Raw genomic sequence first — 12,730 nt, forward strand, 5'->3', positions numbered from 1 at the left:
ATTCGTTCATTATCTATTCATATACTGACCAATTCACTAATTTCTCTAATAAAATTGAAATCAATACTCCCATAATCAGTCCATTTGTTATAAAAGGCTGTACAAGTATAGGCAGGTTTGAAAAAACGGTAGGTGAGATATTCATCAAGCTAATCCCGACTAACACAGGTGCCGCTAAACGAAAAATGGTATTAGAGTTGAAGGTTTTTCCATTAAGACTGCTAAAAGCAGTACCGAATAATTGAAGATAGGCAACAAAGAGTACCGCATTTCCCACCGTAATCGGCATTGTTGCCAAAAAAGTACCTAGTACTGGTATTAGACCCATAAGCGATAATAATCCTCCCCCAATAAAGAAAGGCTCTCGTTGAAAAATACGGGTACTCTGTAAAAAACCAATCGATGATGTAAACGGTGTGTAAGGTATAAGTCCAAATCCAGTACCGATTATTGAAAATAAAGTCGTTATCACAATCGAGTTTCGGTATTCCTTCTTTGAAGCTTTTTGTTGTAAAAGACTTTCTGCAGCAGAAATGGACGCTACCGTATTACTTAAATTCATAATCCCTGCAAAAAAGGACACCCCAATAATTCCTAATTCCAAATTTGGTCTCCCTAATGGAAACAAGGAAAAGGCGAAATCTCCAGTCCCTGAAACGGGCTGAACTTCGTGAATAAATAAAATTTCGTAGCCAATCCAGCCGACTAATAATCCGATTAAAATTGAAAAGTTACTGATAATTTGATTTCCTTTTAATTTTAACAAGCTGACTAAAATGACGAGACCTACTGAAAACAGACCGACTGAACCATTGATTGTTCCTTGATCTGTAACAGGTAACATCCCTTTAAAAAAGATAAAAACTAGTTGGACAGATAATAAGAAGAGATACACCGTCATCACCATCGGGCTAAACACCGCTTGAAGAAGCTTTATTCCATTGAACACTGCAAGAATCAAAGCAAAAAGACAGGCAAAGAGAATTCCTGTTGCAATTCCACCACCAATCGCAGACAAGCTTATACCCATAGAAGATGCAGAAAGTCCTAAATTTAGAATGACTCCCCATAACAATCCAGAATGTCCCTCCATGAGTGGAAATCGATGCCCACCCCAGCCTTGTATAATACAGGCAATCCCTGTAAAGATGAGCGAACTTCTTAGCATCATGGCTGTAACTTCTGGGGAAAGATGAAACGCAGAGGAAACTGAAATTGGCACCACTACTGTATTAGCAAAAATAAAAAAGAGCCACTGAACGGAAGAAAATAATGTCATTGATGAAAACCATTTGTTCATGAAAAGACCCGCTTTCGAATGAAAGATATGTAAAAAACCATCTAATTATACTATATTTTTTTAACTGGATTCACTTCTTACTTAAAAAACTGTTTGCTAATACTAGTTTTATTTACCAATCATTAATTTTAATAATTGAGCAATACTAGTTTTGTAAAATACCTAATTGGAAAGAAGGAATCACTAATGACAGTAGGTACTCAGGTTAAACAAACACTAGCGAGTTTAAAAAGTGCACAAGCTAGTTTAGAAACTTTTTCATTAGGAACTGAAAATCAAGCTGCAAAGCAATTATATCAAACTGCAGCCACACAAACTCAAGCCATTATCGACAGCATTGAACCCCGATTACAAGAAATCGAGCAAGAAGAACCTCAGTATAAGCAGTAATAAGAAAAGCGGAAGCGCGCTAAAAAAGACTGGTTGATTGGCGAGAGTAGCGAAGCCAGAGACCTAGTCGCGCTTATGCAAACCGTTCTTTGATTTGCCAAGCAAAGCTTGCCACCCAGAAAGTCGCTCTTAGACTTTTTGGGTGGCGAACAATTGACCTCAAGGTCGACAAAAGCTCGGGTGTCCTGTCGCACTGACGACACTAGTACATCCTGTACGTCGGGGCTGGACAAAGATTATTATGATGGTTGGCTTCTAGCCAACCCTATTTATTATCAAATTTCTTTGATAGGAAGATGAAGAAAATGACTGTAGCTGCAAATGTGAATCAATGTGTAGCAACGATCAAAAGCATGGAAGCACAGCTTTCAATTTTGGCGATCAATTCTCTTGATGAGGAAGCAAGGAGAATTTTTCATGAAATGATGCTAATGATGGATGAAATAAAAAAAGATCTTCAAGCACGTGTAACTGAAATTGAACTAGAAGAACCGCAATACAAAACTAATTAGGTTTGAGGTGGTGTAAATGTCCGATCCGGGTCATATCATCATTCGTGCTTTAGTATTTATTTTTGTATTATTTTTGTTCACAAAAATCTTAGGTAAAAAACAAATTTCTCAAATCTCCTTTTTTGAATACGTATCAGGCATTACAATTGGTAGTATTGCCGGTGAAGTGATAATGGGTTTGGATGGTAGGTTGTATCATGGATTAATAGCCATTTTCATTTTTGGTATCATCACCCTTTTGGTCGACATCGCCTCTTTGAAAAGTAAAAAATTCAGAGACATCGTTGAGGGTAGAGGTGCCGTCTTTATTAAAGATGGCAAAATCCAAGAGGAAATTTTAAAGAAAGAGAAGTATTCCACTGATGAATTAGTTAGTTTACTTCGAAAAAAAGATGTATTTAGCGTAGCTGATGTGGAATTTGCCGTCCTAGAGCCTACAGGTGACTTAAGTGTTTTATTAAAGAAAGAAAACCAACCCATTACCCCAAAGGATCTTCAACTAAAGGTTGCCAATGAAAAAGAAACACATACCGTTATTATGGACGGACAAGTGCTTAATGACCCTATGTCCGACGCTGGGAAAACGCGTGCTTGGCTTCATCTGGAATTGGAGAAGCTTGGTGTGACGATTGAAAATGTGTTTCTTGGTCAAATCAATTCCTACGGTGAACTAACAGTGGATTTATATGATGATCTTGTAAAAGTTCCTTCACCTCAGGAAAGACCTCTATTAATGGCCATGTTAAAAAAATGCCAAGCAGATTTAGAACTCTTTGCCTTGGAGACTAATTCTCAAGAAGCGAAAAAAATGTACAATAAGAATGCAAAGCGAATAACAGAAGCAATTCATAAGTTGTCACCTTATTTAAATGGATAAATTAGGGCCCCTAGTATAATGGGCTCTATTTCTATTGGTTGACTAGTTTATCAAAAAACGATATAGTTACCTAGGTAAATAATTGATTAGGGTGATTAACATTCTTAATAATAGCCATGATTTATTTCATACTCTAAATCAAATATCACGTCATGTAACTAATCGTGTAAATGATGTATTAAAGCCTCTTGGAATATACAGTTCGCAATGGACTGTTATTTTTGTTTTGTACTCAAAAGGAACAATGACTCAAAAGGAATTATCCGAATATTTATCGATTGAGGCTCCACCGATGACCAGAACCATTCAAAGACTTGTTGCTAACGGTTTTGTGAAGCAAATTCCAGGGAAAGACAAGCGTGAGAAATACATTCAATTAACAAATGAAGCACTTGTCAATTATCCGAAATGGGAGGCTGCTGTCACTGATTTGAACCACATATTACTTTCCTCTTTACCAAACCATTCTCAGGAAGAACTACAAAAACTGTTGAATGGTTGGTTAGGAAAACTATCTTAGACAGGAGAACATAAAATGGATAAATCAACTAGACTATGGACAAAAGATTTTATTAGTATCTCTTTTAGTAATTTTTTTCTTTTCATGACCTTTTACTTTTTACTCGTTAGCTTACCAGTCATGGTCATCCAACAATTCGATGGCAGTAAAACAGAAGCAGGTTTAATTACAACTGTCTTTTTAATTTCTGCCATATTAATTAGACCCATTGCAGGGGTTGGAATCGAGAAATTTGGAATCCGAAGCATTTTATTAACCGCCCTTATCATTTTCCTTTTTGCCTCTATATTGTATTTTTTTGCACCTTCTTTAAGTATTCTTTTAGTTGTTCGCTTCTTACATGGGATCGGATTTGGAATGGCAACAACTGCTACAGGCGGACTTGTAGCCAATATTGTTCCCGACTCCCGTCGGGGCGAAGGAATGGGATATTTTATTATGTCGTCCAATTTAGCGATGGTTCTCGGACCTTTTATTGGTTTAACGTCAATCCAATTATGGGATTCTAAAGTATTATTTTCCATTAGCGTTTTTTGTGCAATGCTGGCATTACTCGCAGGATTAAATGTTCATTTTCCCACTAGTAAACAGAAAGATAAAATTCATGTCCCGTTCCGTTTTCAAAACTTCTTTGAACCATCGGCAGTACCTATTTCTCTTGTCGGTGCCTTCTTTGCAATCGTTTATTCAGGGGTTCTTTCGTTCGTTTCTGTTTATGCAAAGGAAATTGGATTGATCGAAGTTTCTAGTATTTTCTTCGTTGTCTATGCTGCTGTTCTATTATTATCTCGACCTTTTACAGGAAGATGGTTCGATCGTTTTGGACCTAATGTTATCATTTTCCCTTGTATTATACTGTTTGCGATTGGGTTATTTTTATTAAGTGTGAGTCACTCTGCTAGTGTTTTTCTAATTTCTGCGGCATTAATTGGTGTAGGTTGGGGAACAATTTTTCCTAGCTTACAAACGATTGCCATTCAAAAAGCGGCACCTGGTAGAAGTGCAACGGCAACAGCAACCTACTTATCCATTTTTGATACTGGAATCGGATTTGGTTCATTTATAGTCGGAATGGTCGTGGCAGAAATCGGATTCCGTGCATTTTATATTAATGGTTCTTTATATGCTTTAGTAGGATTAATTGTTTACTATGTACTTCATGCACGAAAGCAACCATCAACCCTTGTTCATAAAGAATCGAGTATTGCTGGTTGATTTGAAAACGAGGCATGATAATCAAATTATCATGCCTCGTTTCTTTTCTAAAATTGATAACAAAGATTGCTTAATGTTCCAAACTCATAGTTTCGAAAAATAACTTTGGCATTTGAAAGTGTATCTGCACTTCCCATAGCTATATAGAGCGGAACAAAATGTTCTGGTCTTGGCACAGCCATTTGTGCATTTGGAGCTAATTTCTCATATTCAAAAAGGGATTCGTAATCTTCCTTTTCTATTCTTTCAATTAACCAATCGTCAAATCTTACTGCCCATTCTTCGGGTGTTGTTTGACCCCATTTAATAATTCTTAAATTATGGACGGTTACTCCACTTCCGATAATTAAAATATCTTCTTTCCCTAGGCCACGTAAAGCTTCTCCAATTTGGAACTGCTTTTCAGGGTGTAAGAAGGGATTAACTGAAATTTGCACGACTGGAATATCTGCCTGAGGAAACAATCTTTTCAACAAAGTCCATGAACCATGATCGAGTCCACGCGAATAATCTTTCTTCACAGGTATCCCTTTACTCGTTAATCTTTCTTCAATACGATTAGCTAATTTGGAATCGCCTTTTGCTGGATATTTCATTTGGTAGAGTTCATCAGGAAATCCATAAAAGTCATATATCGTTTCATAAGGCTCATCAGAGGATGATATAGTAAGAACTTCACTCTCCCAATGGGCTGTAAATAAGACAATAGCTTTTGGTTGAAGGGTTTTACCGAAATTCTCAAGAAATCGAGTATATTCTTTATCTTCAATGGCATTCATCGGAGAACCATGTGCCAAAAATAATGATTGCATATTATTTACCTCCTAAAGCTTTTATAGTATACTTACTTTATGTAAGTTAGTATAAATTTATAATTAAAATACGTCAAGTAAGTTTTAGGTGAAATATAAATATGTTATCAAAAATAATTTTGGGTTATAATACGTTAAGAGAGGTGAAAGATAATGGATCGTTCTTCTTCATTATGTCCACGATTTGAAAAAGCGATGAAAATCATGAGTCAACGTTGGACAGGTTTAGTCATTTATCAGTTACTAGCAGGACCCCAACGGTTTTGTTCGATTGAATCGTCCATTCCCATTAGTGGAAGACTTCTTTCTGAAAGATTAAAGGATTTAGAACAAGAAGGAATTGTTAAACGAGATGTATTCCCGGAGACACCGGTCCGGATAGAATATTCGTTAACTGAAAAAGGGATGGCTTTAGAGCCACTCATACGTGAGCTTGAAAAATGGTCGCAAAGCTGGATAGAAATCGAAGAGTAAATTTTTCAACAGATAAAAGGGCAGCGTTTTGCTGCCCTTGTTTTCTTTTATGATGCGTTTTCCGATTCTTCCATGTACATTTCGCCTTTTGGTCCATGATGCCCTTTATGTCCTTTTGGCCCCTCACCTTTATGGCCTCTAAAGAACATATCATGATTTCTGAATAGATTTAATTCCTTTACTTTGTCAGAATGATTAGCCATAATTTCATGGAATATTTCTCGAGTATTTTTATCCTTTGTATCGATTCCTAATTTCTCAGCTGCTTGGAGAACTCGCTTATCCCAAACTTCACGGGCAACCTCTTTAAGGTCTTTCCCTTCTATGGATATCCCTAATTCTTTCGCTTGTTTTTTTATTTGTGCATCATGCACCTCTTTAGCTAAAGTATCTAGTTCCTTGCCATCCGTGCTAATACCTAGTTCTTTTGCTTCATTCTTAAGCTTTGTTTCCCATACTTCTTTTGCTAGTGCTTTCATTTCTTTTCCTTCTGTGGAAATCCCCAATTCTTTTGCTTCCTTCTTGACTTGCGTTTCGAAGATTTCCTTTCTTAATGTTTCAACATCCTTGCCCTCTGTTTTGATTCCTAGCTCTTTTGCCTTGCTACTGAAATGATGGAGCATAATTTCTTGACGTATCGTATCGAAACTCTTTCCTTTCGTTGAAATACCCAATTTTTCAGCATGCTTCTTTAATTTAGCTTCATGTACTTCTTTAGCTAATGTTTCATTATCTTTTCCTTCTGTTTTAATACCTAGCTCTTCCGCCTGCTTCTTAAGAAACTCACTATCCTTAGTAAAACCATGCTGATGGTAGTGTTCAACTTTCATATCTTGCACTGTGGTATTATTTGCTGCAAATGCCGGAATGGATCCAACAAAACCAAGTGTTAGTGCTCCAGCTACAACATATGTTAACGTCTTTTTCATAAGCATAACTAACCTCCAAGATATTGTATTATTTATTGGTTAATAAATTTTTGATTTCATAATCTTTTTTCACTTCATCTAACCAAGTAGGATATTCGGTTTGCATTTTTTCTTGGAATATCGCTTCTTTAATTTCTTTCTTATGATCGGCAAAAACGGCTTCCTTCGCTTCTTTTTTGTCAACGACTTTAATAATATGATAGCCAAATTTAGTTTTTACTGGATCACTTATTTTGTTTTTTTCTAAAGAAAAGGCGACATCGTCAAACTCTGTAACCATCGTACCTCTCTCAAAATAACCTAAATCTCCACCCTGATCAGCATTAGACGTATCAGTAGAATACTCTTTTGCTAGCTTAGCAAAGTCTCCTCCAGCAGCCAGCTTTGCAGTAACTTCTTTCGCTGTGGCCTCATCTTTAACTAAAATATGGCTAGCTTTAATTTGTTCTTTTTGAGCGTAAGTTTCTTTATTTTCTTCAAAATATGTTTTCATTTCGTCTTCCGTAATTTTAATTCTCGGCTCTAATAATTTCTTTGTCATTAAATAATCGACAATCTGTTGTTTCATACTCGCCTTTGACACACCGTTTTGCTCTAGAGCAAGATTAAAGGATTCTTCACCTCCCGTGGAGTCAATTAGTGCTTGAAACTCCGCATCCGTTTCTTTTTCGGAAATTGTTACTTTTTGTTTTTTTGCCTCAAGCTGGGTGACCTTTTTAGAAATTAATGATTCTAATGTATCCGCTCCATATTGTTCCACTAATGTCGTATATAATTCATCCTTACTTATCGATTCATTACCAATCTTTGCTACGACCTCTTTTTTTGAAAAGCCGATACTGAAAATAATCGCGATTGCAAGTATTGCCCCAATTAATGTTAAATAGATTTTATTTTGTAATATTTTTTTCAAAAAAGGTTCCTCCAATGATTTTTAATTGGTTACTTTATTGCTAGTTAATTTCAACTTAACACTAGTTAGTTTACCTTGACGGTACAACTTGATTGTTACTTCGTCCCCTACCTTTAAGTTGGAATAGAGGAATTTTCTTAAATCGCCAGAAGCTTTAATTTCCGAATTGTTTATGGCGACAATAACATCATGCTGTTGAATGCCTGCTTTTGCTGCGCTTGAGTCAGGATCAATATAAGTAACCAATGCCCCTTGCTTCACCTTTTCTGGGAGTTGAGGCAAATACATTTCTGGAACTTCCTCTAAACTTACTAGACTTACGCCAATATATGGGCGCTCTACTTTTCCGTTTTCAATCATTTCATTCACAATTGGAATAAGGTCATTACTTGGAATAGCAAATCCTAATCCTTCTACTCCACTCTCTTTTATTTTTAAACTATTGATTCCGATGACTTGTCCTTGTGTATTAATGAGGGCACCTCCACTATTTCCCGGATTGATTGCAGCATCTGTTTGAATAACATTTAACTCCCACTCCCCAGCTGATGTTGACACCGAAATGCTACGGTCAATCGCACTTACAATCCCCTGTGTTACTGTTCGTGATAGGTCTAAGCCAAGTGGGTTTCCGATTGCTAGTACTTGATCGCCAGGGCGTAGCTTCGATGAATCGCCAAAGTCGATCACGTCTGTCGCGTATTTAGGATCGATTTTCAACACAGCTAAGTCGGTTAATGCGTCTGCCCCAATTAATTTTGCTTTCGTTTTATCTCCGTTGTAGAGCGAAATCTCAATTTCTGATGCCCCTTCAATCACGTGATTGTTTGTGACAATATAAGCAGCATCATTTGTTTTTTGAAAAATCACCCCAGAACCTGAACCGGTTTGAACATTCTCTGATCCTTCAGAGAAAAAGGAATTTTGCTTTTGATTTTGCATATTTACGATACCTACAATTGCTTTTGATGCATTTTCCACGATGTCTGCTATTGAGCCATTTGTTGGCTTTGCTGACGTTTGTGTTGCTGTAATTTTAGAAGAATTCGTAATTGATTCAGATGATTTACTTTCTACCGTGGGAGTATTTTTTTGAAAATAATCAGTATGTGGTGCAATCGTTAACGTTAATGCGGAGCCAATTACTCCCGCTGATACTAAACTAAGAAATCCTTTAACTTTAGATGGAGCTTTCTTTTGGACATTTATCGGTTCCTCATATCTTGTTGGTTGAAGTTCATTAAAATCATTCATGTATTTATCCTCCTCTTAAGGAATTAGCTTTAGATTGATTAACATATTCCTATCTTAGCCAACAGTTATGACCAAACTATGAACAAATTTTTAAGAGGTTGGGAAGAATTGGGGAAGAAAATAGAAAGGTTTCATTTAAAGATATAAAAAAGAGTCCCTATTTCACCATTGGAAAAGGGACTCTTTTTTATAAAGAAGCTAAACGATTCTTATATGTGACCTGCCACTACTTTACCTTTATAAATAACAGCTTCACGTTTTGGCGTTCTAGCAACTGCTTCCGCTGAGCACGATGCATGAACCAGAACTAAATCCGCCGCATCTCCTACAAGTGGCCACTTAACCTCACCATCCTTATTTAATGGTGTAGGTCCACCAGTCGCCCATTTTAACGATTCTGCTAATGAACGTTCATCACTTTTGCGGAAAAGTTCACCGAAACGAGTTACCTTTTCTAATACATCCCCGGTGCCATAAGGCGACCATGAGTCATAAAAACCATCGCAGCCTAAATAAACTTTTACTCCTTTACGATCTAAAAGATCAATAGGTGGGAGCGCCTTCGTAATTGGAATCGTCGACATAATGGACATACCGAGTTCACTTAACTTATCGGCGATAATCTCTTGTTGAGGCACTGGTACTTCTCCTAAGCTAAAGGCATGGCTGACAGCCGCACGTTTATGCCACTTCGCATCTTCTACCATTTCGGTGAGCTTATCGACTGTATAAAAACCAACATGTCCACCATCATGTAAATGGATATCTACATCCGCATCAAATTCAGTTGCAAGATTCATCATTTCATAAAGTGATTTCTCAATATTGCGATCAATTCCAGCAGGATCCAGACCACCAACAATATGTGCTCCCGATCTCATCGCCTCTTTCATAAGAGGAATCACATTCTCTCTTAGAAGTCCATGCTGAGGAAAAGCAACAATTTCATAGGTTAATTTATCAGAGTAATCCTCTAAGGCAGCCTTTACACCTTCTAAATTTTTCAATCCAATATAAGGATCGATATTCACATGGGTACGAATATGTGTTGAGCCATGTGAAAGAAGTAATTCGATCATTTTGCTTGCTCGTTGCTTTGCTGTAGGCGCTAGTTCTTCAAGCTCCATCGCTTCAAGTCGTAAGCGCTCCTCTAAATTTTTCACCGGTATACAGGACTTCCAATCAAGCGATAAATACGTTTTATCTAGATGGTTGTGCATTTCTTTAAAGGTTGGTAACGCTAAGAATCCTTTACCATCGACGATTTTTTCACCTACTGGTATGGTAAAACTATAATTCTCTTTTTCTACTATTTTTCCATCTTGAATTTTCAAATGGAAAAGTTCCGTCTTAGTTGAATAGATACCTTGTTCATCTTGTACATATCCTGTTTCTAACCGAATATTTGTTAACCAATAAGGTGTGGTCATTTGAGTTCCTCCTTTACTTTATACTTCAACTGTCTTCGTTTCAGTTAGCTTGCTTTCAACTTTTTTCCCTTTAAAAAATAATGCATCCACACTTGCCCTTCTTGCAATTGCTTCTGCCGAACAAGATGCGTTTACTAGCATCATCGTTGCTTCATCGCCAACCTTTGGCCAAACTCGTTCGCCCTTTTCATTTAAAGGGGTAACACCGCCGGTCGCATACTTTAAAGCTGAGGCTAAGGAATATTCATCAATCATACGGAATCTTTCTGCAAGAACTCCTAATTTCTGAATGGTATTTCCTGTTCCAAATGGAGACCAGTGATCGGTAATGCTATCATGACCAGTAGAAACTGAGATACCTAGTTTATCAAGAGTTGGAATCGGAATGGTTGCTCGGTTAACTGGAACAGTAGTAGTTACGTCAATTTCTTGATCTTTTAAAATCGCAGCCATTTCCGTAAGTGCATCACCTTGTAGATCACCTAATGCAATCCCATGGCTAATAGTAGCTCTACCTTTAAGTCCTGCTTCTTTCGTATAATGAGCCATTCTTTCAAATGTAAAGGCACCTAAAGTATTCGGATCATGCAGATGGATATCCACACCTTTATTGTATTCAACTGCAATGTCAAAAATTGTATGTAATGATTTTTCAATATTACGTTCTACTGTTGCTGGATCCACACCTCCAACTAAAGTAGCCCCGTTTTTCATGGCATCACGGATGAGCTGGACAGAGTCGCTTAAAAGTAAACCGTGCTGCGGGAAAGCTACAATTTCGTAAGTGAGAACATCTTCATATTTTTGTAAAGCATTCACAGTTGCCTCTAAATTTTTCAATCCTATCACAGGATCTACATTACAATGAGTTCGAATATGCGTATGACCATTTCTCAAATATAATTCAATCATTTTCTCTGCACGCTCTTGTGCAGTCGGTAAAAGTTTAGGTAGTAGTTCTTTTTCTTCTTCTAATCTAGTAAAAATACCTTTTGTAATCGGTGTACAGGCTTTCCATGTTCCACCATAATAGGTTTTGTCAATATGAATATGCATGTCTCTTAATGAAGGAAGTAGAAGCTGTCCGTGTGCATCAAAATGATATTCAGCAGAATCTGGAGCAGTATACGTGATTTCTGTGATTCTTCCTTCATCAATTTTCAAGTGGCAAATTTCAGTTTCTGTACCAACAATTCGCTCATTTTTATAGATGAAGCCTTTTTCTAAGCGAACATTTGTCATCCAAAAAGTAGTCATTTCTTTTCCTCCTATTGTTAATAACCCAAATGTGCAAAATACTCTAAATCAAGTCATTGAATTTCTCCAAATTCACTCGTCGTAAAACATCTAATTACAAAGGTGGGTTGTAAACAAAAATTTTCCTTATTTTTAAGGCGAGCATTATCTGCATTGTTGGAAGCATATTTACGCTCCAACACGGAGTAGCATTTCTACTATTTCCACAAAACCTCTTTCTTCTGCTTGTTGAAGTGGAGTTTTCCCTTCTGAATCAGGAATGTTTACATCTGCTCCATGCTTAATTAATAATTCAATTGTCTCCTGCTGCTTTTTACCACCATCACTAAGGACTATGGCTTCCATTAAAGCTGTCCATCCTAGATGATTAATATGATTCACATCGATTTCTGTATGTTCGAGTAGCTCCTTTACAACTTCAGTATACCCATGCTCTGAAGCCGGGATGAGTGCTGTACCACCATATCGATTTAATATTTCTGGATTAGCACCCGCTTCAATCGTAAGCTTTAAAATTTCTAAATAACCTTCAGCACCAGCATAAAGAAAGGGATTATTTTTCATATCATCTTGAATATGAATATCCGCCCCTAGTTCGATGAGCCTTTTGACCGTCTTGTAATCATTAGCATAAGTAGCTATCATGATTGCTGTTCTTCCCTGACTGTCCTTACTATTGATATCTGCACCTTGTTCAAATAGATCATTTATTTCCTCAATATTACCTTTTTCTGCTGCTTGGAAAAATAATTCCTCCATATCATTGGTACTCCCTTCTATCCTTTCTGATACTTTAGGATTTTGGCAACCCATTAATAAAAAAAGGATTAGAAAAAAGGCCATCCTG

14 protein-coding genes are annotated in these 12,730 nt (G+C 37.0%); 6 read left to right on the top strand and 8 right to left on the bottom strand.

What is annotated here, in order from left to right:
* Positions 1-13: 13 nt before the first annotated feature.
* Positions 14-1,300: a uracil/xanthine transporter gene (locus ACFSO7_RS10540; protein WP_377877256.1), complete on the bottom strand. Its 1,287-nt coding sequence runs from the start codon at positions 1,298-1,300 to the stop codon at positions 14-16.
* A 186-nt stretch (positions 1,301-1,486) separates the two neighbouring features.
* On the opposite strand from ACFSO7_RS10540, the gene ACFSO7_RS10545 reads away from it, so the two are divergent.
* From ACFSO7_RS10545 to ACFSO7_RS10565, 5 genes are all read left to right on the top strand, one after another.
* Positions 1,487-1,690: a DUF1657 domain-containing protein gene (locus ACFSO7_RS10545; RefSeq protein ID WP_377877257.1), complete on the top strand. Its 204-nt coding sequence runs from the start codon at positions 1,487-1,489 to the stop codon at positions 1,688-1,690.
* Between the two features lie 305 nt (positions 1,691-1,995).
* Positions 1,996-2,202: a DUF1657 domain-containing protein gene (locus ACFSO7_RS10550; protein ID WP_377877258.1), complete on the top strand. Its 207-nt coding sequence runs from the start codon at positions 1,996-1,998 to the stop codon at positions 2,200-2,202.
* Positions 2,203-2,218: 16 nt separating this feature from the next.
* Positions 2,219-3,079: a DUF421 domain-containing protein gene (locus ACFSO7_RS10555; RefSeq protein ID WP_377877259.1), complete on the top strand. Its 861-nt coding sequence runs from the start codon at positions 2,219-2,221 to the stop codon at positions 3,077-3,079.
* 91 nt (positions 3,080-3,170) lie between these two features.
* Positions 3,171-3,599 (top strand): MarR family winged helix-turn-helix transcriptional regulator, encoded by a 429-nt coding sequence (locus ACFSO7_RS10560; RefSeq protein ID WP_377877627.1) that lies wholly within the window; start codon positions 3,171-3,173, stop codon positions 3,597-3,599.
* 15 nt (positions 3,600-3,614) lie between these two features.
* Positions 3,615-4,814 carry an MFS transporter gene (locus ACFSO7_RS10565; RefSeq protein WP_377877260.1) on the top strand — a complete coding sequence of 400 codons (1,200 nt, stop codon included), beginning with the start codon at positions 3,615-3,617 and terminating at the stop codon, positions 4,812-4,814.
* A gap of 47 nt (positions 4,815-4,861) precedes the next feature.
* Here the strand turns inward: ACFSO7_RS10565 and ACFSO7_RS10570 are convergent, their stop codons facing one another.
* Positions 4,862-5,626: a DODA-type extradiol aromatic ring-opening family dioxygenase gene (locus ACFSO7_RS10570; protein WP_377877261.1), complete on the bottom strand. Its 765-nt coding sequence runs from the start codon at positions 5,624-5,626 to the stop codon at positions 4,862-4,864.
* Between the two features lie 153 nt (positions 5,627-5,779).
* Here ACFSO7_RS10570 and ACFSO7_RS10575 point away from each other — a divergent pair, with 153 nt between their 5' ends.
* On the top strand, positions 5,780-6,100 hold the full coding sequence (locus ACFSO7_RS10575) for a winged helix-turn-helix transcriptional regulator (protein WP_377877262.1): 321 nt from the start codon (positions 5,780-5,782) through the stop codon (positions 6,098-6,100).
* Between the two features lie 47 nt (positions 6,101-6,147).
* Here ACFSO7_RS10575 and ACFSO7_RS10580 read toward each other — a convergent pair whose 3' ends face one another.
* The 6 genes from ACFSO7_RS10580 to ACFSO7_RS10605 all read right to left on the bottom strand — a co-directional run bounded on the left by ACFSO7_RS10580 (position 6,148) and on the right by ACFSO7_RS10605 (position 12,726).
* On the bottom strand, positions 6,148-7,035 hold the full coding sequence (locus ACFSO7_RS10580) for a hypothetical protein (RefSeq protein WP_377877263.1): 888 nt from the start codon (positions 7,033-7,035) through the stop codon (positions 6,148-6,150).
* 22 nt (positions 7,036-7,057) lie between these two features.
* Positions 7,058-7,942, bottom strand: coding sequence for a foldase protein PrsA (locus tag ACFSO7_RS10585; RefSeq protein WP_377877264.1), 885 nt, complete (start codon positions 7,940-7,942; stop codon positions 7,058-7,060).
* A 21-nt stretch (positions 7,943-7,963) separates the two neighbouring features.
* Positions 7,964-9,196: a S1C family serine protease gene (locus tag ACFSO7_RS10590; RefSeq protein ID WP_377877265.1), complete on the bottom strand. Its 1,233-nt coding sequence runs from the start codon at positions 9,194-9,196 to the stop codon at positions 7,964-7,966.
* Between the two features lie 209 nt (positions 9,197-9,405).
* Positions 9,406-10,626 (bottom strand): amidohydrolase, encoded by a 1,221-nt coding sequence (locus tag ACFSO7_RS10595; protein WP_377877266.1) that lies wholly within the window; start codon positions 10,624-10,626, stop codon positions 9,406-9,408.
* An 18-nt stretch (positions 10,627-10,644) separates the two neighbouring features.
* Positions 10,645-11,883 (bottom strand): amidohydrolase family protein, encoded by a 1,239-nt coding sequence (locus ACFSO7_RS10600; RefSeq protein WP_377877267.1) that lies wholly within the window; start codon positions 11,881-11,883, stop codon positions 10,645-10,647.
* A 168-nt stretch (positions 11,884-12,051) separates the two neighbouring features.
* Positions 12,052-12,726: an ankyrin repeat domain-containing protein gene (locus tag ACFSO7_RS10605; protein WP_377877628.1), complete on the bottom strand. Its 675-nt coding sequence runs from the start codon at positions 12,724-12,726 to the stop codon at positions 12,052-12,054.
* Between the last annotated feature and the right edge of the window lie 4 nt (positions 12,727-12,730).

Origin of the sequence: Bacillus sp. CGMCC 1.16607, assembly GCF_042683745.1 — a bacterium.
Lineage (GTDB): Bacteria > Bacillota > Bacilli > Bacillales > Cytobacillaceae > Pseudoneobacillus.

Coding starts and splice junctions, on each gene's coding strand:
- ACFSO7_RS10600 (WP_377877267.1), bottom strand. CDS start 11,883: ATGACTACTTTTTGGATGACAAATGTTCGCTTAGAAAAAGGCTTCATC.
- ACFSO7_RS10605 (WP_377877628.1), bottom strand. CDS start 12,726: ATGGCCTTTTTTCTAATCCTTTTTTTATTAATGGGTTGCCAAAATCCT.
- ACFSO7_RS10570 (WP_377877261.1), bottom strand. CDS start 5,626: ATGCAATCATTATTTTTGGCACATGGTTCTCCGATGAATGCCATTGAA.
- ACFSO7_RS10540 (WP_377877256.1), bottom strand. CDS start 1,300: ATGAACAAATGGTTTTCATCAATGACATTATTTTCTTCCGTTCAGTGG.
- ACFSO7_RS10575 (WP_377877262.1), top strand. CDS start 5,780: ATGGATCGTTCTTCTTCATTATGTCCACGATTTGAAAAAGCGATGAAA.
- ACFSO7_RS10555 (WP_377877259.1), top strand. CDS start 2,219: ATGTCCGATCCGGGTCATATCATCATTCGTGCTTTAGTATTTATTTTT.
- ACFSO7_RS10565 (WP_377877260.1), top strand. CDS start 3,615: ATGGATAAATCAACTAGACTATGGACAAAAGATTTTATTAGTATCTCT.
- ACFSO7_RS10550 (WP_377877258.1), top strand. CDS start 1,996: ATGACTGTAGCTGCAAATGTGAATCAATGTGTAGCAACGATCAAAAGC.
- ACFSO7_RS10595 (WP_377877266.1), bottom strand. CDS start 10,626: ATGACCACACCTTATTGGTTAACAAATATTCGGTTAGAAACAGGATAT.
- ACFSO7_RS10545 (WP_377877257.1), top strand. CDS start 1,487: ATGACAGTAGGTACTCAGGTTAAACAAACACTAGCGAGTTTAAAAAGT.
- ACFSO7_RS10590 (WP_377877265.1), bottom strand. CDS start 9,196: ATGAATGATTTTAATGAACTTCAACCAACAAGATATGAGGAACCGATA.
- ACFSO7_RS10580 (WP_377877263.1), bottom strand. CDS start 7,035: ATGCTTATGAAAAAGACGTTAACATATGTTGTAGCTGGAGCACTAACA.